Origin of the sequence: Streptomyces erythrochromogenes, from assembly GCF_040684695.1 — a bacterium.
Classification (GTDB): domain Bacteria; phylum Actinomycetota; class Actinomycetes; order Streptomycetales; family Streptomycetaceae; genus Streptomyces; species Streptomyces erythrochromogenes_C.
Map to the genome: position 1 here is coordinate 1 of NZ_JBFBGM010000005.1, position 20,458 is coordinate 20,458.

Sequence of the window (20,458 nt, forward strand, 5' to 3'; positions counted from 1 at the left end):
TCAAAGGAACCTCATCCACCGAAGTGGACGGGGTATCAACTTCTGGCGTTGATTTTTGGCACGCTGTTGAGTTCTCAAGGAACGGACGCTTCCTTTGTACTCACCCTCAGCAACATTGGCTGGGGCTTTCCTCCGGGCTTTCGTTCTGCTGTCTTGCGTTTCCAACTCTACCAGATCATTTCCGTGCCGTTTCCGGCTTCGGATTTGAATTCGGTGACCGTTGGGGGTCTTTGCCTTTCGGCGTTCCACCACGTTAGCGCTTTTCCCTTGTGACGCATAATCGAGTCACCGGCCGGGAATTCGGGCATGCCGAATAGAGCCCCGCCAGGGGTAGGTCGTAGGTAGTGGGTTGACCGCTCCGGGTCTGCCGATGGCAGTGCCCCGTAAAAGCGGCTCGAACTACGTTAGGCGTCCGGCAGGGGCGAGTCAAGTTGAGCGGCGGCGCGGCGCGTGGGCGCGGTACGGGCTCACCGTCGGGTCGTGGGTGATCCAGAACCGGTACGGGTGGTCCGCGCCGGCCCCGCCGACGCCCGTGCGCGGACCGCTGCTCACCAGGTCGGGCGAGGTGGGAGTGCCCGTGAGCAGGGACAGGGGCGCATCGGGTCCCCCGCAGAGGTCGGTCCCGTCCAACGAGCGGTCCACGTCCAGGGCCGTGGCCAGGCGGGCCGGTCCTTTGGCGAGTTCTCGCGGACTTCTGGCTGAAAGTCGACGTTTGGCGGCGAGCTCGGCTCCCCTGGTGACCTCCCCTGCGCGCAGCAGGACACCGCTCGCGTGCCCCGGCGGACCGCACACGAGGTTGAGGCTGAACCACATGCCGTAGATGAAGTAGACGTACGCGTGTCCGGGTGGGCCGAACATCGATGCGTTCCGCGCGGTGCGCCCGCGGTAGGCGTGGGAGCCCGGATCGGACTCCCCCTCGTACGCCTCCACCTCCGTGATGCGCAGTTCCAGGGGGCCCTCCTCGGTACGGCGCACGAGGGTGCGGCCGAGCAGGTCCGGGGCCACCGTGAGGACCGGGCGGTCGAAGAAGGACCGGGGAAGGGGCGTACGGTCGAGACGCGCGCTCATCCGGTCGAGCGTAGTGGACCGCGCCCACCTGCAACCGGGGCCTAAGGTTCCGCGTTTGTAAGGGGTAGTCGCGGCGTAGTCGCCAGATCGTTCAAGGGGAGTTTGAGCATGGGCTTCAAGAAGCTGTTCGCGAGCCTGGGTGCCGGTGGTGCTTCGGTGGACACGATCATCACCGAGCCGAACGTCGTTCCGGGCGGGATCGTCCAGGGCGAGGTGCGGATCCAGGGCGGATCCGTGGAGCAGCAGATCGAGGGGCTGTCCGTCGGGCTGCAGGCGCGGGTCGAGGTCGAGGGTGGTGACCAGGAGTACAAGCAGGACGTCGTCTTCACCAAGCAGCGCCTCGGCGGTGCCTTCCAGGTGCAGGCGGGCGCCCTTCACGTGGTGCCGTTCGCGCTGGAGATCCCCTGGGAGACGCCGATCACCCACTTCGCGGGGCAGCACCTGCGCGGCATGAACATCGGGGTCAGCACCGAGCTGGAGATCGCGCGCGCGGTGGACGCGGGCGACCTGGACGCGATCAACGTGCACCCGGTGCCGGCGCAGCAGGCGATCCTGGACGCCTTCCGCCAGCTGGGCTTCACCTTCCGCAGCGCGGACATGGAGCGGGGGCACATCCGCGGGACGCGGCAGACGCTGCCCTTCTACCAGGAGATCGAGTTCCTGCCGCCGTCGCAGTACCGGGGGCTGAACCAGGTCGAGCTGACCTTCATCTCGGACGGCCGGGAGATGGACGTCGTCCTGGAGATGGACAAGAAGCCCGGGCTATTCAGCGAGGGCAGCGACACCTACCGCTGCTTCCAGGTGGGTCTGCAGTCGTACCAGGGGACGGACTGGGCCGCGTACCTGAACCAGTGGATCGCCTCGGTGGGCTCCCAGCGCAACTGGTTCTGACCTGCGTGAGAACGGGGGCGGGCCCCGGACGCCAGTGGCGTCCGGGGCCCGTCCCCGTCTCCGTCCCCGTCTCCGGGTGCGGGACTACATGCGGGCGTAACCCGTGGTGGTGATCTTCTCGAAGGACAGGTGGGCCACCGTGGCGCGGTCGGTGGCGGGCACCGTGTTGCCGTCCCGCAGGGCCGTGGTCTCGGTGTCCGAGAGGGCCCGGCGGACGAGGGTGAACTCGTCGAGGGAGCCCTTGAAGCGGGACGGTCCGTAGCCGTCGGGGCGGGTGCCGAGGTGGAAGCCCGTCACCTTGAAGGCGTCGCCGTGGGTGAGCGAGCCGGGCCGGCAGGTGCCGGGGGCCGGCGGGCAGGACAGCGGTTCGGTCCCGTCGACCGCGTTCTCCCGGGAGCCGTCGATGCTCAGCGTCAGTTTGCCCGCCTCCCTCTTGAGCACCACGTGGTGGAACCGGTCCTTGGCCGTGCGGAACGGGCTGTCGGGGATGCTCGCCACCGTGGTGGCGTTCTCGGTCTGGATGAGGCCGACGAGCCGGCCGGCGCGCGGGTCCGCGCGCAGCCACAGCTGGCGCTCGGTCGCGCCGACGCCGTACGCCCAGGCGATCACCGGGGTGGGGTCGGCCTGCTGGGATCCCGGTGCGGGCAGGGGGATGGCCGCGGGGTCGAAGCGGACCCAGGTGGCCAGGGTGAAGTCCGTGCTGCCGAGGGCTTCGGAGTCGGTGTAGGGGAGTTCGACGCTGTCGTCGCCGTCGAGGTCGAGGGCTCCGCCGAACCTCCCGCCGGTGCCGGTGATGCCGGGGGTGCCCCGGACGTAGGCGTTGTTGCCGTGGACGGTGCGGTCCGGGGTGGCCGGGCCGTTCTGGGGGCGGTTGTACATGTCGTGGACCTGGACGGTGCCGTGCTCCATGTTCCACCACACGGAGGCGCCGGCGGGGTAGCTTCCGGTGCCCGAGCCGGCCGCGCGGATCTTGTCCAGTTCGTCGTTCGGTGCGGCCGGGTCGTCGGTCAGGGCCCGCTTGTAGAGGCGGTAGTCGTCGAGGAAACCGGTGAAGATCTCGTTGCCGGTGGGCCTGGAGCCGAGGCGCAGGCCCAGGGAGGCGGGCCGGCCGGCGGTGAAGGATCCGGTCAGGCCCGGCTTCTCCGCCCGGTGGTCGGCGTCGACGGTGACCCTGAGGGCGCCGCCCGCGCGGGTGACGGTGAGCAGGTGCCACGTGTCGTCGCCGAAGGCGGTGCGGCCGGCGAGGGTGTCCTTCACCTCGACCTCGACCTTGCTGGTGGCGGTCTCTGCCAGGGCGACGAGCCTGTTGTTCTTCGGGTCGGAGCGCACCCACAGCGAGGGCTGCGGGGCCTGCTCGGTGCCTACGCCGTAGGCCCAGAGCAGGACGGAGCGGGGGGTGGCCGCGGTGGCGCTGTGGCGGAACCAGAGGGTGTGGGTGAAGTCCTTGTCGTCGGTGTCCACGGCAGGGGTGTGGGGGACGTCGAGGCCCTGGTGGTCGGCGTCGACCTGGAGGGCGTACTTGCCCATGCGGGCGGCGGCCGGGTGCTCGGCGTCCGGGGTGACGGTGACGGGCTTCTTGCCGGGTGTCAGCAGGACGGTCGCGTCGGCGCCGTTGCCGGAGACGTCGTCCGCGATGGCGACGGGGGTGGGGCTGCCCGGGTCTTCGGCGGTGTCGACGACCTGGAAGGGCAGGTGGATCCGGAGTGCGTCGGTGGTCGTGGCGGCGGCCGCGGCGCCGGTGCGCACCCTGCCCAGTTCGTCGGTGTCGAGGGCCTTGCCGTGGATGCGGAAGTCGTCGAGGGAGCCGGTCAGCGGGTCCTGGGCCGTGTCGTTGGGCTTGGCTCCCAGGCGGATGCCCTGGTGGCCGGTGGAGAGGGGACCGGAGAGGGTGCCCGTGGTGGTGCCGTGCGCGTCGTCGACCGTGAGGCGGACGGCGTTGCCCTCGCGGACGAGGCTCAGGAAGTGCCACTCGTCGTCGGCGAAGGCTGCCGGGGCGTCGACGGTGGCGGTCACCGCCTGGCCGTTCGTGCCCTCGACCCTGGCGACGATCTTGTTGTCCTTCGGGTACGCGCGGATCCAGACCTGCGGTGTGGCGGCGCCCTGGCCGTAGCCCCACATCAGGACGCGGGGTGCGTTGGCGGCGTCCTGCCGGTGCTTGAAGTGGAAGGAGTACGTGGCGTCGGCCGCGCCCGGGTCGATGGCCGGGGCGTAGGGGATGTCGGCGTAGGAGCCGGGGCCCGTGAGCGTGAGGGCCTGGCGGAACCGGCCCGGTTCGAGGGTGGTGTTCCCGGTGAGGTGGGCGTCGTTGGCCTGGGGGGTGTTGTCGGGGGTGGTCCGGCCGGGGAGCGGTGCCTGCTGGGTGTTCCTGGGGCCGCCGCGGGCCTGGCCGGGGATCCCGAGGTCGGCCGGGTGGAAGCGCTTGAAGTAGATGTGCGCGGCGGAGAAGGTGGCGCCGCCTTCGTAGACCATGCCGATCTCGCCGTCGGCGAGTTCGGCGAGGTCGGAGTAGCCGGCCCGGTCCGGGTACTTCTCCGGCGCCTGCATGCGGTCGGCGTTGATCAGGCCGTTGGGGGCGTCGGTCCATCTCTCGCCGCCGTCGAGGGAGTACCGGATCTTCATCTGCTCGCGCTTGCCCGCCTCGGGGTGGGAGGGCGCCGCCGCGATGAGGGTGTCTCCGCTGGTCTGCTGGTAGGTCTTCTCCAGGGCCAGCAGCGAGGCCTGGATCTGCGGTGTCACGAGGCTGGGGACGGGTTGGTGCGGGGGCAGGCGTGTCGTGCCGTCGGGGGCCGTCTCATTGAAGAGGGTCGCTCCGCCGTCCTTGCTGAGGGCGCGGGTGCGGTGGGGTTCGGTGCCGGGCCGTTCGTTGCGGGCGCCGATGTAGACGTCTCCGTTGAGGAGTTCGACGACGGACGGCTCGGTGGGCTTGATCTTGTTCGCGACGAGGGCGTTGTCCTCCTCGCTGACCTTCCAGGTCTTGCCGAAGTCGTCGCTGTAGTAGACGCCGGCCAGCTGTTTCGTGGAGGTGGAGTTCTCGTAGGCGCCGACGACGAGGCGTCCCGCGTACTTGGGGTTCTTGAGCTGGATGCCGTGGGAGGGGCCGGTGCCGAACCAGCTCGTGGCGTCGTGCGAGGCGCTCATGCGCTGGAGCCGGGTGGGTGCGCCGAAGGTGAGGCCGTCGTCGGCGCTCTCCTGGACGTACGGCATCCGCTTGTCGCCGGGGACCGTGGATTCGCCGGTGGAGAGGAGGAAGACCCTGTTGTTGATCTTGTCGACGACGGGGGCCGGGTTGCCGCGGGTGTACGGGGCCTCGGGGTCGGTGTCGCTGCCGGAGAGGGCGACCTTGATGGGCCCCCACGTGCGGCCGTCGTTGGTGGAGCGGCGTACGACGATGTCCATGGGGCCGCGGTCGGCGCAGGACGGGGAGGTGCGGGCCTCGGCGAAGGCGAGCAGGGTGCCCTGCCCGGTGCGGACCATGGTGGGTATCCGGAAGCAGCCGTAGCCCGCGGTGCCGGAGCGGAAGAGGATCTGCTCCTTGCGCGTCACGTCCGGGGTGGACGGGGCCGTGCCGCTCGCCTGCGCCGCGGGCGCGGCCACGAGGCCGGTCGCCACGGCGGCCGTGCAGGCGGCCGCCGCGACCAGCCGGGAAGTAGATGATCTTGTGCGTTTCACGCCGAGCAGGGTAAGCAACGCTCTTGCCGGAGGCCTAGGCTCCGTGTTTGCAGGGGTTTTCCGTTCCGACCAGGAGGTTCCGACGTGTCCGACCGCGACAGGGCGCCGCTCCCCCATGATTTCCACCCCGAGGTGCACGAGTTCACCGTGACGAGCGAGGACGTCTCCCACGGAGCCGACCTGCACGCCGCCCAGGTGCTGACGGGGAAGAACGTCTCGCCGCAGCTGCGCTGGGAGGGCTTCCCCGAGGGGACGAAGAGCTTCGCCGTGACCTGCTTCGACCCGGACGCGCCGACGGGCAGCGGGTTCTGGCACTGGGTCCTCTTCGACCTGCCCGTTTCCGTGACGGAGCTGCCGGCCGGCGCGGGCACCGGGGACTTCCCCGGTCTGCCGGAGGGCGCCGTGCACGCGCGCAACGACTACGGGACCCGGGACTTCGGCGGCGCGGCCCCGCCGCGCGGGGAGCGGCACCGGTACGTGTTCACCGTGTACGCGGTGGACCGGGAGCAGCTCGGCCCGGACGAGGACTCCTCCCCGGCCGTCGTCGGTTTCCACCTGCGCTTCCACGCGCTGGGGCGTGCGCAGCTCGTCGCCGAGTACGAGGCGCCCGCCGCGCGCTGATCGTTCGCCCGGCGTTTGCCCGGTCCTGGTCTAAAGAAGGCCGGGACCGGGCATTTTTATTGCGTTGTCCCGCGTGGCGCGCGCGGCCAGAGTGGTTGCGGGCCCTGCCGCCATGGTGGTCGCGGGCCTGCACACGGGAGGTGGGCGAGATGCGGGACACGCTGGTGCTGAATGCGAGCTTCGAGCCGCTGTCGACGGTGACGCTGAACCGGGCTGTGGTCCTGGTGCTCCAGGACAAGGCCGTCGTCGAACAGTCGCACCCCGATCTGCATGTCCGCGCCGCCACCATGGATCTTCCGATGCCCCGGGTGATCAGGCTCTGCAGGTACGTCAGGGTGCCCTTCCGAAGACATGCTCCCTGGTCGCGGAGGGGGGTGCTGGTCCGGGACCAGCACCGGTGCGCGTACTGCGGCCGGCGCGCGACCACGGTGGACCACGTACTGCCGAGGGCCCAGGGCGGTGGGGACACCTGGCTGAACACGGTGGCGTCCTGCGCCGAGGACAACCACCGCAAAGCGGCCCGGACTCCGGAGGAGGCGGGGATGCCGCTCCTCCGGAAGCCCTTCGTACCGTCGCCGGCGGACGCCATGCTTCTCGCGCTGGGGGTGGCCGGGCAGGAGGGCCTCCCGGAGTGGCTGGAGCGTTCCGCCTAGGACGCCTGCGCTGAGTGGCGTAGATCTGCTACGTCACTCAGCGGACCAGCAGTTGGACGATCGCGAGGATGCCGACCGTCACGATGACTCCGCGCAGGACGGTCGGCGAGAGGCGCCGGCCGACCTTGGCGCCGATCTGGCCGCCGATCGTCGAGCCGACGGCGATGAGGAGCACGGCCGTCCAGTCGAACTCGGCGACGAAGAGGAAGAAGACGGCCGCGATGCCGTTGACGAGGGCGGCGATGACGTTCTTGACGGCGTTGATGCGCTGCAGGTCGTCCTGGAGCAGCAGGCCCATCAGGCCGAGGTAGAGCACGCCCTGGGCCGCACCGAAGTAGCCGCCGTAGGCGCTGGAGAACAGCATCCCGCCGAGCAGCAGCGGGCCGCCGTCGGGGTGGGACGTGTCGCCCCCGGCGGCTTCCTGGCGCCGGCGCAGGGACGCGGCGAGCCGGGGCTGCAGGACGACGAGGACGAGGGCCAGTCCGATCAGTACGGGCACGATCGTGTCGAAGGAGTCCGACGGCAGGGCGAGGAGCAGGGCCGCGCCCGCGAGCCCGCCGACCAGGGAGACCGAGCCGAGCCGCAGGATCCGGGCGCGCTGGCCCTTGAGTTCCTTGCGGTAGCCGATGGCGCCGCTGATGGAACCGGGCACGAGGCCGAGGGTGTTGGAGACGTTGGCCGTGACCGGCGGCAGGCCGGTGGCCAGCAGCACCGGGAAGGTGATCAGGGTGCCGGAGCCGACGATGGTGTTGATCGTGCCCGCGCCGATGCCGGCGGCGAGGACCGCGAGTGATTCCCAGATGGACATGGACTGTGCCATCCCCTTTGCATGAGTGAGTCGCCTCCCCGCCATGAAGGTCGAGGGGCCTCACTGATCATGCATCAGGGGGCGTGCGCGGTCGTTCGACGGGGTCGGTCGCCGGGGTCCGGCCGGGATCGCCCGGGTCAGTCGATCGGGGGCTGCTCGCGGCGCTCGGCGGAGTCCTTGTCCCGCGCGGCCGGGATGCCGCCGCCGTCCTTGCCGGAGTTCTGCGGGTTGAAGCCCGAACCGCCGCCCAGGGGACCGAAGTTGCCCATGGCTCCGGAGAGGCCCTTGAGCGCGTCGCCGATCTCGCTGGGCACGATCCAGAGCTTGTTGGCGTCGCCCTCGGCGATCTTCGGGAGCATCTGCAGGTACTGGTAGGCGAGGAGCTTCTGGTCGGCGTCGCCGGCGTGGATGGACTCGAAGACCGTACGGATGGCCTGCGCTTCACCCTCGGCCTTGAGCGCGGCGGCCTTGGCCTCACCCTCGGCGCGCAGGATGGAGGACTGCTTCTCGCCCTCGGCGCGCAGGATCTCGGACTGCCGGACACCCTCGGCCTGGAGGATCGCGGCGCGCTTGTCGCGGTCGGCGCGCATCTGCTTCTCCATCGAGTCCTGGATGGAGGTCGGCGGCTCGATGGCCTTGAGCTCGACGCGGTTGACGCGGATGCCCCACTTGCCGGTGGCCTCGTCGAGGACCCCGCGGAGGGCGGCGTTGATCTCCTCGCGGGAGGTGAGGGTCCGCTCCAGGTCCATGCCGCCGATGATGTTGCGCAGCGTGGTGACGGTGAGCTGCTCGATGGCCTGGATGTAGCTGGCCACTTCGTACGTCGCCGCCCGGGCGTCGGTCACCTGGTAGTAGATGACGGTGTCGATGTTGACGACGAGGTTGTCCTGGGTGATGACGGGCTGCGGCGGGAAGGGGACGACCTGTTCGCGCAGGTCGATCCGGTTGCGGATCGAGTCGATGAACGGGACGACGATGTTGAGGCCCGCGTTGAGGGTGCGGGTGTAGCGGCCGAACCGCTCGACGATGGCGGCGCTGGCCTGCGGGATCACCTGGATCGTCTTGACCAGTGCGATGAAGACCAGAACCACCAGAATGATCAGGACGATGATGATCGGTTGCATGCGGTTCCCCGTGCCCTTCCGGCTGTCTGTGCTGCCCCGTTGATCGGAGTCTCGCAGACCTGGGGGCCGCGAGCAGGCTGCTTGGTCACATCACGACGGCGGTCGCCCCGTCGATTTCCACCACGTCGACGGACTGGCCGGGTTCGAAGCTGGTGTCCGTGTCGAGGGCGCGGGCGGACCACACCTCGCCGGCGAGCTTGATGCGGCCGCCGCTGCCGTCGACGCGTTCGAGGACGACGGCGGTTCTGCCCCTCAACGCGTCGATGCCGCTGCGGTGTTGGGGGCGCTGGTCGCGGTGCCGGTTGGCGATGGGCCGGACGACGGCGATGAGCGCGACCGAGACGACCACGAAGACCAGGACCTGGGCCACCACTCCCCCGCCGAGGGCCGCCGTGACGGCTGCCGCCACCGCCCCGACGGCGAACATGCCGAACTCCGGCATGGCGGTCAGGACCAGGGGGATGCCCAGTCCGACCGCACCGATGAGCCACCACACCCACGCGTCGATGTCCACGTGGTCATGGTAGGTCGGGTGGGCGCGGTCGGGACAGGGTGCGGGGGCCCGTACCCGGAGGGTGACCGGGGCCGGTTGCCCGCAACAGGGGGCGTCAGCCCAGCGGGAGGCCCTGGGCGGTCCAGCGGTCGGCACCGTTGCGCGCCACGACCAGGGGGAGGCCGAAGCAGAGCGAGAGGTTGCGGGAGGTCAGTTCGAGGTCGATCGGGCCGGCGGTGACGACCTTGCCCTGACGGATCATCAGGACGTGGGTGAAGCCGGGGGCGATCTCCTCGACGTGGTGCGTGACCATGACCATGGAGGGGGCGAGCGGGTCGCGGGCGAGACGGCCGAGGCGGCGTACGAGGTCCTCGCGGCCGCCGAGGTCGAGGCCCGCGGCGGGCTCGTCGAGGAGCAGCAGCTCGGGGTCGGTCATCAGCGCGCGGGCGATCAGCGTGCGCTTGCGCTCGCCCTCGGAGAGGGTGCCGAACTTCCGGTCGAGGTACTCGGTCATGCCGAGCCGGTCCAGGAAGGCGCGGGCGCGCTGCTCGTCGACCGCCTCGTACTCCTCCTGCCAGGTGGCCGTCATGCCGTAGGCGGCGGTGAGGACGGTCTGCAGGACGGTCTGCCGCTTCGGGAGCTTGTCGGCCATCGCGATGCCGGCCATGCCGATGCGGGGGCGCAGCTCGAAGACGTCGACCTTGCCGAGGGTGCTGCCGAGGATGGTGGCGGAGCCCTTGGTGGGGAAGAGGTAGCTGGAGGCGAGGTTCAGCAGTGTGGTCTTGCCGGCGCCGTTGGGGCCGAGGATCACCCAGCGCTCGCCCTCCTTCACCGACCAGGAGACCTGGTCCACCAGAGCCCGGCCCTCGCGGACCACGGATACGTCCACCAGCTCCAGAACATCGCTCATGAGCGTGTTGTCACCCCTTGCAGTCACGGTTCACTGTGCGCCGGTAGACGCAGCCCCAGGGGAAAACCTACGCCACTCGGGGTGGGGTCCGGGGCCGGGGCCCGGTGCGGGTGGCGATCCGTAAAGTGGGGGGATGCTTTTCGAACCACGTTCAGGGCGGCTGGCCGCCTGGGGGAACGCGCTGCTGGCCGGTCTGGTCTCGCCCGACGAGGCCGCGATGTCGATCGTGGGCGAGGACGCCGTGCACCGGGTGGAGGGTCTGCCGGGCGAGTCGGGTCCGGTGGGGCTCACGCTGGCGCTCGGCCGGCTGCGCGCGCTGGGGGTGAGCGGGCTGCGGGTGGCGCTGCCGGCGCCGGGGCACCCGCTGGGGCTGAGCGGCCCGCCGGAGTTCAATGCGCGGGCGCTGGAGGCCGAGGAGGCCGTCGTCGCGGTGGGGGCGGCGCTGGGGCTGGTGCCGGAGGTGGCCGAGGCCGGTCCGGCCGGGGACGTGCACGTCTCGGTGACGTGGCACTGCCTGCCGGTACGGGAGGCACCGCCGGCGGACGTGCCGTCGCTCGGCGAGGCGGAGCGGGAGCTGGCGGAGGCGCTGCGCGAGGCGACCGTGGTGCTGACCCGGCTGGACGTGGCGGGGTCGGGTCCGGTGGCGGATGCGGCGCTGTCGGCGTACCGGGCGCGGGCGGAGGCGGGGCGGGAGGCGCTGGCGCCGGGGTATCCGCCCCGGGCGGTACGGGTGCTGGCGCTGGCGCAGCGGGTGGATCTGATGGTGTCGCTGGCGTACGAGAGCGGGCACGGGGGTGCGGTGGCCGCCTCGGAGATGGCGGCGCGGGCGGAGGCGCTGCGGCCGGTGGAGCGGGTGGCTCGGCGGGCGCTGGTGGCGGCGTACAACGCGGCCGTCGAGCAGCGCGAGCAGGGCTGACGCTCCGCCGGGCCGCGCCGTGGACTCTCCCGGCTGCCGCTGGAGGCCCGCCCTTGGCGGGGCCGAGGGGTGGCCCCGGGCCCCGTGGCGCGGAGGTGGGCGGCGACGGGCCGAACGCCGCGTGCCGGGGTCAGCGCGGGGCCGGCTGCGCGGCGACGCCGGTCGGGCCGTCGCCGACCTGGATGGTGGCCGTCGTGCCGGCCGTGCCGGTGTCGATCACCGACAGGGTGTCCGAGTCGAAGTTGCTGACGTGGACGGTGCGGCCGTCCGGGGCGACGGCGAGGCCGTTGGGGCCGTCGCCCACGGCGACGGTGTCGGTGACGGCGAGACCGCGGGTGCTGATCACCGATACGTCGTCCGACCCGACGTCGGCGACGTAGACGCGGCTGCCGTCCGGAAGGACTCCGATGCCCGCGGGCTGGTCCCCGACCGGGATGCGGTCGGTCTCCGTGCCGGTCCGGGTGTCGACGACCGAGACGTCGTCCGAGCTCAGGTTGGAGACGTAGAGGTGGCAGCCGTCGGGGGCGAGGGCGAGGGCGGTGGGTCCGTCGCCGACGAGTACGGCGCCGGTGACCGTGCCACTGCCGGTGTCGACCACCGAGACCCTGTCGGCGCCGGCGGTGGCGACGTAGAGGGTGCGTCCGTCGGGTGTGACCGCCAGGCCCAGGGGTGCGTCGCCCACCGCGATGGTGTCCGTGACGGTGAGGGTGCGGGTGCTGATCACCGAAACGGTGCCCGCGCCGACGTTGGACACGTAGACGCTCCTGTTGTCCGGGGAGACCGCCACGCGGCTCGGTTCGTGCCCGACTCCGACGGTTTTGACGACCGTCCTGGTGCGGGTGTCGACCACGGACACGGTGTCCGCCGCGGAGTCGGTGACGTAGAGGCGGGAGCCGTCGGGGCCGAGGGCCACGCTGTCGGGCCCGTCCCCCACGCGAATGCCGTCCACGGCGGTGCCCGAGCGGGTGTCGACGACCGAGACGGTGTCGGAGTGGAGGTTCGCGACGTAGACGAAGCGGCCGGGCCGCTCCGACCCGGGTGCGGCCGTCAGTCCGGTCAGGGCCACCGCCGCGCAGAGCACGGCGACGGTTCGTCCGGCGATGTCCCGGTTCCTCGTCATGCGGTCACGCTAGGACCGCGGGCCGGGCGGGCGGGGTGAGGCTCGCGCGGGGGTCACCCGGCCGGACACGCCACGCGGCCCCGCTTCCAGGGAGAGGGGGGAAGCGGGGCCGCGAGTGGGGTGGGGTCAGGCGTTGACGCCGCTGTTGCCGAACGCGCCGTTGAGCAGGCCGATCACGTTGACCGTGTTGCCCACGACGTTCACGGGGACGTGCACCGGGGCCTGGATGAGGTTCCCGGAGGCCACGCCGGGCGAGTTCAGGGCCTCGCCCTCCGCCGACGCACCGCCGTGCGCCGAGGAGACACCGGCGCCGGCGGCGAGGAGGCCGCCCGCGATCATGGTGACGGCTGCGGCCTTCTTGAAGTTCTTCACGTTCTCGTCCTCCAGTACGTCTGCCGCGACCAGCCGCCGCGGCACGCCATGGAGAACGGCGGCCCCGGGCCCGGGGGTACGCCATGTGGGCTACATACACCCGACCGTATGAATCTCAGCTGAACCGCATACCGGAAGGAGACGGTCCGATTCGGTCCGTCTACTCCGCGATTCCGTGCCTGACCGCCCACAAGGCGGCCTGGGTCCGGTCGGAAAGGTCCAGCTTCATCAGGATGTTCGAGACGTGGGTCTTGACCGTCTTCTCGGACAGCACCAGGGCCCGGGCGATCTCGCGGTTGGAGCGGCCGTCCGCGATGAGCCCCAGGACCTCGCGCTCGCGGTCGGTCAGCGAGCCCGGCCGGCCCGCCGGGGAGCCCTGGTCCTCCTGGGAGAGCAGGGCCTGCGCCACCTCCGGCTGGAGCAGGACGTGGCCGGCGTGGACGGAGCGGATGGCTCCGGCCAGCGCGTCGGGGTCGATGTCCTTGTAGACGTATCCGGCCGCGCCGGCGCGCAGCGCGGGCACCACGGTCCGCTGCTCCGTGAAGCTGGTGACGACCAGCACCCGCGCGGGGTTGGCCAGCTCGCGCAGTCGGCGCAGGGCCTCGATGCCGTCGGTCCCCGGCATCTTCACGTCCATGAGGATCACGTCGGGCCGCAGCTCCTCGGCGCGGGCGATGCCCTCGTCGCCGTCGGAGGCCTCCCCGACCACCTCGATGTCCTCCTGGACCTCCAGGAAGGTGCGCAGGCCCCGCCGGACCACCTGGTGGTCGTCCACCAGCAGGACACGGATGCGGCCGCCACGGCCGCCGCTTCGGCCGGTGCTGTCAGCCACCGGGTACCTCCATCTCGATCGTGGTGCCCCGACCGGGCTCCGAGTGCACGGTGAGGCCGCCTCCTACACCGCTCGCGCGGTCCCGCATGGAGACCAGGCCCAGGTGGCGGCCCGCCCGCCGGACGGCCAGGGGGTCGAAGCCCTTGCCGGAGTCGGCGACCTTGAGGACCGCGCCCCCGGTGGGCGTGCGGGCCAGGGTGACCTCGACGCGGTCCCCTTCCGAGTGGCGCAGGGCGTTGTGGAGGGCCTCCTGGGCGACGCGGAGCACCGCTTCCTCCTGGGCCGCGGGGAGGGCCCGTACACCGTCGCAGCTGAAGGTGACGCGTGCCGTGTGGGCGCGGTCGAGTACGTGGACGTGGGTGCGCAGGGTGGCCACCAGGCCGTCCTCGTCCAGGGCCGCCGGGCGCAGCTCGGTCACGGCGGCGCGCAGTTCGTCGGCGGCCTCCGCGGCGAGGGCGGCCACCTGCTGGAGCTCGTCCTTGGCCCGGGCCGGGTCGCGGTCGACGAGGGTCGCGGCGGCCTGGGCGGTGAGGCGCAGGGAGAAGAGCTTCTGGCTGACGGCGTCGTGCAGCTCGTGGGCGAGGCGGGAGCGCTCCTCCGCGATGGTGAGCTCGCGGCTGCGTTCGTAGAGCCGGGCGTTGGTGAGGGCGATGGCCGCGTGCTGGGCGAGGAGGGAGAGGAGGTCCTGGTCCTCGTCGGTGAAGACGCGGTGGGTGCCGTCGGGGGCGCTCCGCTTGTTCGCGAGGAAGACCGCTCCGAGGATCTCGTCGCCGTCGCGGACGGGCATGCCCAGGAAGTCGGACATCTCGGGGTGCGCGGAGGGCCAGCCGCCGAAGCGGGGGTCCTTGCGTACGTCGGCCAGTCGCTCGGGGCCGTTCTCGTGGAGCATCGCGGCGAGGATGCCGTGCTGCCGGGGCAGCGGGCCGATCTGCCGCCACTGTTCGGCGCTGATGCCGTCGACGACGAACTGGGCGAAGCCGCCGTGGTCGTCCGGGACGCCCAGGGCCGCGTACTCGGCGTCCAGCAGCTCGCGGGCCGACACCACGATCGTGCGCAGGACGTCGCGGACCTCCAGGCGGCGGCTCATGGCCAGCAGCGCGGTGCTCACGGCGGCCAGGCCGCTGCGGGGTCCGCCCGGCAGGGGGCTTGAGGTCATGGCCTCACCGTACCGGCGGCCGTGACCTGCGGAATCGGGCGGTGGAGGGACACGGGGCACGTCGCGGGGCGTAGGTCCAAGGGACCGGTACGGGTGGGGCCGGCGGCCGACGCGGGGGCGGCCCGCCCGTTCCTAGGTTGAGGGCATCTGCTGATCGGGACGAAGTGAGGGTGCTGTCATGTCGGTGGCGATCGTGACGGGGGCGTCGAGGGGGCTCGGCCGGGCGCTGGCCGGGGAGCTGGCGGCGCGGGGCTGGGACCTGGTGCTGAGCGCGCGGGGCGCGGCGGCGCTGGAGGAGGCGGCCGGGCGGGCGAGGGCCGCGGGGGTACGGGTCGTGGCGGTGGCCGGGGACGTGTCCTCGCAGGCGCACCGGGCGGCGCTGGTGGCGGCCGCGCGGGAGCTGGGCGGGCTGGACCTGCTGGTGAACAACGCGGGGGTGCTGGGGGCCGAGCCGCTGGTGCCGCTGGCGGAGCAGCCGCGGGCCGGGCTGCGCGAGGCGTTCGAGGTCAATGTGCTGGGGCCGCTGGGGCTGGTCCAGGAGGGGCTGGAGCTGCTGCGGGCCTCGGCGGCGGGGGCGGTGCTGAACATCAGCTCGGACGCCGCGGTCGTCCCGTACGCCACGTGGGGTGCGTACGGGGCGACCAAGGCGGCGGTGGACCTGCTGTCGGCCGTGCTGGCGGTGGAGGAGCCGGGGCTGCGGGTGTGGTGGGCGGATCCGGGCTCGATGCGGACGCGGATGATGGCGGCGGCCGAGCCGGACGAGGACCTGGCGGGGCTGCCGGCTCCGGAGGAGGTGGCCCCGGTGCTGCTGCGGCTGCTGGAGCGGGGCCTGCCGAGCGGGCGGTACACGGCGGAGGGGCTGGCCGGGCCCGCGGCGGACGTGGCCGGGCTCTCGGCGGGCGTGGCCGGGCCCTCCGCGGGCGTGGCCGGGCCCTCCGCGGGCGTGGCCGGGCCCTCCGCGGGCGACGGGGCGCGGCGATGACCGGGAGCATCGGGGCAGGCCGGGGCGTCGGAATGCGGAGCCGGTGGGCGGCGGGACGCGAGAGCTCGATTTCGGGACTGTATATAACGGACATTCCTCGCGAACTCATGGCGCGGGTTCCGGCCGAGCAGCGGGGGCCGGGGCTGGGCCGGGACGCGGTACGGCTCCTGGTGTCCCGGGGCAGCACGCAGGTGTCGCTGCACGCCTTCCGGGAGCTGCCGCACCTGCTGCGGGCCGGCGACGTGCTGGTGGTGAACACCTCGGCCACCCTCGCGGCGGCGGTGGACGCCCGGCTGGGCGGCGAGGACCTGGTGGTGCACTTCTCGACGCGCGGGGACGACGGCCGCTGGGCGGTGGAACTGCGCAGCCCGGCGGACCGCGGGACGACCCGGCCGCACCCCGGCGGACCGGCCGGTGCGGTGGTGGAGCTGCCGGGCGGCCGCCGCCTGGTCCTGGAGGAGCCCCTCGCCGCGGACGCGGACCGGCTGTGGTGGGCGCGGCCCTCCCCCGCGCCGTACGCGGTCCCGGAGCTGCTGCGGGAGCACGGGCGGCCGATCCGGTACGCCTACACGGAGCGTGACCAGCCGCTGTCGGCGTACCAGACGGTGTTCGCGGTGCCGGCGGCCGACGGGTCGGGGTCGGCGGAGATGCCGAGCGCGGGCCGGCCCTTCACGGCGGAACTGGTGGCGCGGCTGGTGAGCCGGGGAGTGCAGTTCGCCCCGCTGACCCTGCACACGGGGGTGGCCTCGCAGGAGTCGCACGAGCCGCCGTACCCGGAGCGGTACGCGGTGCCGGCCGCCACGGCGGCGCTGGTGAACGCCGCGCGGGCCGGGGGCGGGCGGGTGATCGCGGTGGGGACCACCGCGGTGCGGGCGCTGGAGTCGGCGGCGGACGCGCGCGGGGTGGTCCGCGCGGCGGGCGGGTGGACCGATCTGGTGGTGACGCCCGAGCGCGGGGTGCGGGCGGTGGACGGCCTGCTGACCGGGCTGCACGAGCCCGAGGCATCCCACCTCCTGATGCTGGAGGCGGTGGCGGGGCGTGCCGCCGTACGGCTCGGGTATGCGCAGGCGCTGGCCCGGCTCTGCCTCTGGCACGAGTTCGGCGACGTCCATCTGCTACTCAAGGATGACAACCGTCACGGACAGCATTGCTGAAGCAACGCATGGTGAGAACGGCGTAAGGGCGGTGTGAGCCCCGGCATAGGACCCACATCACTTACGAAGCTCCCTAGTGGAAGAGTGCAGGTCCCGTCAGGGCGGGCAGGGCCGGTACCAAGGCCGGAAATCGACCTTCGGCGCCCGCCCCTGATCCACTAAGCGGGATCGTACGTCACACCTTTGCCACAGGATTTTGCCGCCGCTAAGAATTGCTCCCGTCGCCAGGCGCCGCGGATCCCGGATCCGCAAGGCGCCTTCCTGCGGCTCCCGCTATTCGAAGAGGTTGCCCCGCCATGTCTGCTTCCCGCACCCCCGGTCACAGTCGTCTGACGAAGGCACACAAGCTGTCCATCGCCGGTGTCGCCACGCTGAGCGCCGCCGCCGTCGCCTTCTCCCTCGTCCCCGCCGACGCCGCCGAGGCCGAGACCACCATCTCGGCCGCCCCCGTCGCCTGGAGCCAGGCCGTGAACGGCACGCAGACGAAGGCGCTGTACGGCCACCTCTCCACCCAGCAGGTCATCGCCAACGCCAACGCCAAGGCCGCCGCCGTCGCCGCCAAGGCGAAGGCCGACGCCGACGCCAAGGCCAAGGCCGAGGCCGCCGCGAAGAAGGCCCGCGAGCAGAAGGCCGCCGCGAGCCGCTCCGCCGCCCGCACCCCGGTGTTCGCGAACAACCTGGACGGCTGGATCAAGGAAGCCCTCTTCATCATGAAGAAGGAGAACATTCCGGGCACCTACGCCGGCATTCACCGCAACATCATGCGTGAGTCCAGCGGCAACCCGATGGCGATCAACAACTGGGACATCAACGCCCAGAACGGCATCCCCAGCAAGGGTCTGCTCCAGGTCATCCTCCCGACCTTCAAGGCGTACCACGTCAAGGGCACCAAGTTCGACCAGTACGACCCGGTCGCCAACATCGTCGCCGCCTGCAACTACGCGGCCGACCGGTACGGCTCGATGGACAACGTCAACAGCGCCTACTAGGCCTGCGGCGGTCCTCGCCCACCCCACACGCGCCGAAGGGCGGCACCCGGATCCCGGGTGCCGCCCTTCGGCATGTCCGCCGTGAGGTGTTACTTGCCCGCGCGCATGACCTCGGGCTCGTGGCGGGCCAGCAGGCGCTGGACCAGGAACCCGCAGGCGATGCCGATGGCCAGCAGGATGATGATGTTCAGGCTCCACTGGCCGACCGTGGCGTCCCAGAGCGGGTCGGTGTTGGTCGGGTTGTCCTGGTCCCACGGCGGCATGAGCTTGCCGAGGTTCAGGGTGGTGCCGGCGGCGGCGACGGCCCAGCGGGACGGCATCAGCCAGGCGAACTGCTCCAGGCCCGGGGAGTCGTAGACCTGGAAGAGGATGCCGGTGAAGACGACCTGGACGATCGCGAACATGACCAGCAGCGGCATGGTCTTCTCGGCGGTCTTCACCAGCGAGGAGATCACCAGGCCGAACATCATCGAGGTGAAGCCGAGCGCGATGACCGACACGCACAGCTCGACGGCCGGCGGCATCAGCAGGCCCTCGGTGGGCAGGTCGCGCGGGGCGAAGCCGATCGCGCAGATGATCACGCCCTGGATGGCCGTGATGAAGCCGAGGACGATCACCTTCGACATGAGGTACGCCGACCGGGACAGGCCGGTCGCGCGCTCCCGCTCGTAGATGACCCGTTCCTTGATCAGCTCACGCACCGAGTTGGCGGCACCGGAGAAGCACATGCCGACCGCGAGGATCAGCATGATCGTGCCCGCGTCGCCGTTGAAGCGCGACGGCGGGGTCGGCGGCGCCAGGCCGAAGGTCGCGGGGATGACCGTGGAGACCACGCCCAGGACGGCCGGCAGGATCAGCATCAGGCCCATGAAGCCCTTGTCGGAGGCGATCACCGACACGTAGCGGCGGATCAGCGTCCACAGCTGCGAGCCCCAGCCCTGCGGCTTGGCCGGGCGCATCTGCTGGGCGGAGGGCATGACGACCGGCTGCGGGGCGACCGCGTCGAGCTCGGCGGCGTAGAGCTGGTAGTGCTGGGAGCCCTTCCAGCGGCCGGCCCAGTCGTAGTCGCGGTAGTTCTCGAAGGCCGAGAAGACGTCCGCCCACGTGCCGTAGCCGAAGAAGTTCAGCGCCTCGTCCGGCGGGCCGAAGTAGGCGACCGACCCGCCGGGGGCCATGACCAGCAGCTTGTCGCAGAGGGACAGCTCGGCGACGGAGTGCGTGACGACGAGGACCGTGCGGCCGTCGTCGGCGAGGCCGCGCAGCAGCTGCATGACGTCGCGGTCCATGCCCGGGTCGAGGCCGGAGGTCGGCTCGTCCAGGAAGATCAGCGACGGCTTGGTGAGCAGCTCCAGCGCGACGGAGACGCGCTTGCGCTGACCGCCGGAGAGCGCGGTGATCTTCTTGTCCTTGTGGATGTCCAGCTTGAGCTCGCGCAGCACCTCGTCGATGCGGGCGGCGCGCTCGGACTCGGCGGTGTCGCCGGGGAAGCGGAGCTTGGCCGCGTACTTGAGCGCGGTGCTGACCTTCAGCTCCTTGTGCAGGATGTCGTCCTGCGGGACCAGGCCGATGCGCTGGCGGAGCTCCGCGAACTGCTTGTACAGGTTGCGGTTGTCGTACAGGACGTCGCCCTGGTCGGCGGGCCGGTAGCCGGTCAGCGCCTTGAGCAGGGTGGACTTGCCGGAGCCGGACGGGCCGATGACGCCGATCAGCGACTTCTCCGGGACGCCGAAGGTGACGTCCTTGAGGATCTGCTTGCCGCCGTCGACCGTGACCGTGAGGTGGCGGGCCGAGAAGGAGACCTCACCGGTGTCGACGAACTCCTCGAGGCGGTCGCCGACGATCCGGAACGTCGAGTGGCCGACGCCGACGATGTCGTTCGGGCCGAGGAGCTGGGTGCCGGACTTGGGCAGCGCCTGACCGTTGACGTAGGTGCCGTTGTGGCTGCCGAGGTCGCGGATCTCGAAGCGGCCGCCGGGCATCGAGTGGAACTCGGCGTGGTGGCGCGAGACCTGGAGGTCGGAGACCACCAGCTCGTTCTCCAGCGCACGGCCGATCCGCATGACGTGGCCCAGCGAGAGCTGGTGGAACGTCGTCGGGCTGCGGTCGCCGGCGTAGTGCGGTGCCCCGCCCTGCGCCTGGCGGGGCGCGGCGCCGCCGCCCTGCTGCTGCGGGAGGTGGGCCTGCGGCTGCTGCGGCTGGTGCTGCTGCTGGTTCCAGGCCTGCTGGGGCTGCTGCGGAGCCTGGTAGGCCGCGGCCTGGGGCTGTGCGTACGCCTGGGCCGGGGTCTGCTGCGCCTGCTGTGCCACGGCCGGCTGCGGCGCGGCGGCGGCGCTCAGATTCAGCCGCGGTCCGTCGGTGGCGTTGCCCAGGTGGACCGGCGTGCCGGGCACCAGCGCGGTCTGCTGGACCCTCGCCCCCTGCACGTAGGTGCCGTTGGTGCTGCCGTGGTCCTCGAGCCCCCAACCCTGGCCGTTCCAGGCGATGGTGGCGTGCCGCCACGACACCCGGGCATCGTCGATCACCACGTCTCCCTGGGGGTCGCGCCCCAGCGAGTACGACCTGGACGGATCGAGCGTCCAGGTCCTGCCATTCAATTCCAGTACGAGTTCCGGCACTCCAGCCCCACTTAAGTCCCCCGAGATTCCCCCATGACGTCAGGGAGTCTAGGGATGGCGAACATCCGGGGGAACTATTTCAGGC

Annotated in this window: 19 protein-coding genes; 8 read left to right on the forward strand and 11 right to left on the reverse strand. The window is 71.7% G+C overall.

Annotation, left to right across the window (positions count from 1 at the left end):
• A partial coding sequence (locus AB0O53_RS10425) for a hypothetical protein (RefSeq protein ID WP_365194515.1) occupies positions 1-273 on the forward strand: 273 nt, incomplete at its 5' end.
• A 153-nt stretch (positions 274-426) separates the two neighbouring features.
• Here the strand turns inward: AB0O53_RS10425 and AB0O53_RS10430 are convergent.
• Positions 427-1,068, reverse strand: coding sequence for a DNA-3-methyladenine glycosylase (locus tag AB0O53_RS10430; RefSeq protein WP_350994682.1), 642 nt, complete (start codon positions 1,066-1,068; stop codon positions 427-429).
• A gap of 108 nt (positions 1,069-1,176) precedes the next feature.
• Between AB0O53_RS10430 and AB0O53_RS10435 the strand changes: the two genes are divergently transcribed.
• On the forward strand, positions 1,177-1,959 hold the full coding sequence (locus AB0O53_RS10435; RefSeq protein WP_350994684.1) for a sporulation protein: 783 nt from the start codon (positions 1,177-1,179) through the stop codon (positions 1,957-1,959).
• Between the two features lie 84 nt (positions 1,960-2,043).
• On the opposite strand, the gene AB0O53_RS10440 is transcribed toward AB0O53_RS10435, so the two are convergent.
• A complete protein-coding gene (locus AB0O53_RS10440) occupies positions 2,044-5,628 on the reverse strand; it encodes a LamG-like jellyroll fold domain-containing protein (RefSeq protein WP_365194517.1) in 3,585 nt (1,194 codons plus the stop codon).
• Positions 5,629-5,712: 84 nt separating this feature from the next.
• On the opposite strand from AB0O53_RS10440, the gene AB0O53_RS10445 reads away from it, so the two are divergent.
• Both AB0O53_RS10445 and AB0O53_RS10450 read left to right on the forward strand, forming a co-directional pair.
• Positions 5,713-6,249: a YbhB/YbcL family Raf kinase inhibitor-like protein gene (locus AB0O53_RS10445; protein WP_350994688.1), complete on the forward strand. Its 537-nt coding sequence runs from the start codon at positions 5,713-5,715 to the stop codon at positions 6,247-6,249.
• Between the two features lie 149 nt (positions 6,250-6,398).
• Positions 6,399-6,902 carry an HNH endonuclease gene (locus AB0O53_RS10450; protein ID WP_365194518.1) on the forward strand — a complete coding sequence of 168 codons (504 nt, stop codon included), beginning with the start codon at positions 6,399-6,401 and terminating at the stop codon, positions 6,900-6,902.
• 37 nt (positions 6,903-6,939) lie between these two features.
• Here AB0O53_RS10450 and AB0O53_RS10455 read toward each other — a convergent pair whose 3' ends face one another.
• The 4 genes from AB0O53_RS10455 to AB0O53_RS10470 all read right to left on the reverse strand — a co-directional run bounded on the left by AB0O53_RS10455 (position 6,940) and on the right by AB0O53_RS10470 (position 10,237).
• Positions 6,940-7,710, reverse strand: coding sequence for a sulfite exporter TauE/SafE family protein (locus tag AB0O53_RS10455; RefSeq protein ID WP_365194520.1), 771 nt, complete (start codon positions 7,708-7,710; stop codon positions 6,940-6,942).
• Between the two features lie 137 nt (positions 7,711-7,847).
• On the reverse strand, positions 7,848-8,834 hold the full coding sequence (locus AB0O53_RS10460) for an SPFH domain-containing protein (protein WP_030849804.1): 987 nt from the start codon (positions 8,832-8,834) through the stop codon (positions 7,848-7,850).
• Positions 8,835-8,919: 85 nt separating this feature from the next.
• Entirely contained in the window at positions 8,920-9,348 is a 429-nt protein-coding gene (locus tag AB0O53_RS10465) for an NfeD family protein (RefSeq protein WP_266502562.1), read from the reverse strand.
• Positions 9,349-9,442: 94 nt separating this feature from the next.
• Positions 9,443-10,237: an ABC transporter ATP-binding protein gene (locus tag AB0O53_RS10470; protein WP_031148933.1), complete on the reverse strand. Its 795-nt coding sequence runs from the start codon at positions 10,235-10,237 to the stop codon at positions 9,443-9,445.
• Between the two features lie 133 nt (positions 10,238-10,370).
• Between AB0O53_RS10470 and AB0O53_RS10475 the strand changes: the two genes are divergently transcribed.
• A complete protein-coding gene (locus tag AB0O53_RS10475) occupies positions 10,371-11,153 on the forward strand; it encodes an Rv1486c family protein (protein ID WP_350994694.1) in 783 nt (260 codons plus the stop codon).
• 130 nt (positions 11,154-11,283) lie between these two features.
• On the opposite strand, the gene AB0O53_RS10480 is transcribed toward AB0O53_RS10475, so the two are convergent.
• The 4 genes from AB0O53_RS10480 to AB0O53_RS10495 form a co-directional block, all read right to left on the reverse strand.
• Complete coding sequence (locus AB0O53_RS10480) at positions 11,284-12,273, reverse strand: YVTN family beta-propeller repeat protein (RefSeq protein ID WP_365194525.1); 990 nt, start codon at positions 12,271-12,273, stop codon at positions 11,284-11,286.
• 126 nt (positions 12,274-12,399) lie between these two features.
• Entirely contained in the window at positions 12,400-12,645 is a 246-nt protein-coding gene (locus AB0O53_RS10485) for a chaplin (protein ID WP_031148940.1), read from the reverse strand.
• Positions 12,646-12,805: 160 nt separating this feature from the next.
• Positions 12,806-13,477, reverse strand: coding sequence for a response regulator (locus AB0O53_RS10490; protein ID WP_350994697.1), 672 nt, complete (start codon positions 13,475-13,477; stop codon positions 12,806-12,808).
• Complete coding sequence (locus AB0O53_RS10495) at positions 13,470-14,618, reverse strand: GAF domain-containing sensor histidine kinase (protein ID WP_350995067.1); 1,149 nt, start codon at positions 14,616-14,618, stop codon at positions 13,470-13,472. Before AB0O53_RS10495 ends, AB0O53_RS10490 begins: the two co-directional genes overlap by 8 nt.
• A gap of 193 nt (positions 14,619-14,811) precedes the next feature.
• Here AB0O53_RS10495 and AB0O53_RS10500 point away from each other — a divergent pair, with 193 nt between their 5' ends.
• The 3 genes from AB0O53_RS10500 (at position 14,812) to AB0O53_RS10510 (ending at position 17,758) form a co-directional block, all read left to right on the forward strand.
• Complete coding sequence (locus AB0O53_RS10500) at positions 14,812-15,615, forward strand: SDR family NAD(P)-dependent oxidoreductase (RefSeq protein WP_365194528.1); 804 nt, start codon at positions 14,812-14,814, stop codon at positions 15,613-15,615.
• A 32-nt stretch (positions 15,616-15,647) separates the two neighbouring features.
• Positions 15,648-16,769, forward strand: coding sequence for an S-adenosylmethionine:tRNA ribosyltransferase-isomerase (locus AB0O53_RS10505; protein ID WP_365194820.1), 1,122 nt, complete (start codon positions 15,648-15,650; stop codon positions 16,767-16,769).
• A gap of 296 nt (positions 16,770-17,065) precedes the next feature.
• Complete coding sequence (locus AB0O53_RS10510; RefSeq protein WP_350994700.1) at positions 17,066-17,758, forward strand: transglycosylase SLT domain-containing protein; 693 nt, start codon at positions 17,066-17,068, stop codon at positions 17,756-17,758.
• A gap of 89 nt (positions 17,759-17,847) precedes the next feature.
• Here AB0O53_RS10510 and AB0O53_RS10515 read toward each other — a convergent pair whose 3' ends face one another.
• Complete coding sequence (locus AB0O53_RS10515) at positions 17,848-20,373, reverse strand: ABC transporter ATP-binding protein/permease (protein ID WP_434094431.1); 2,526 nt, start codon at positions 20,371-20,373, stop codon at positions 17,848-17,850.
• Between the last annotated feature and the right edge of the window lie 85 nt (positions 20,374-20,458).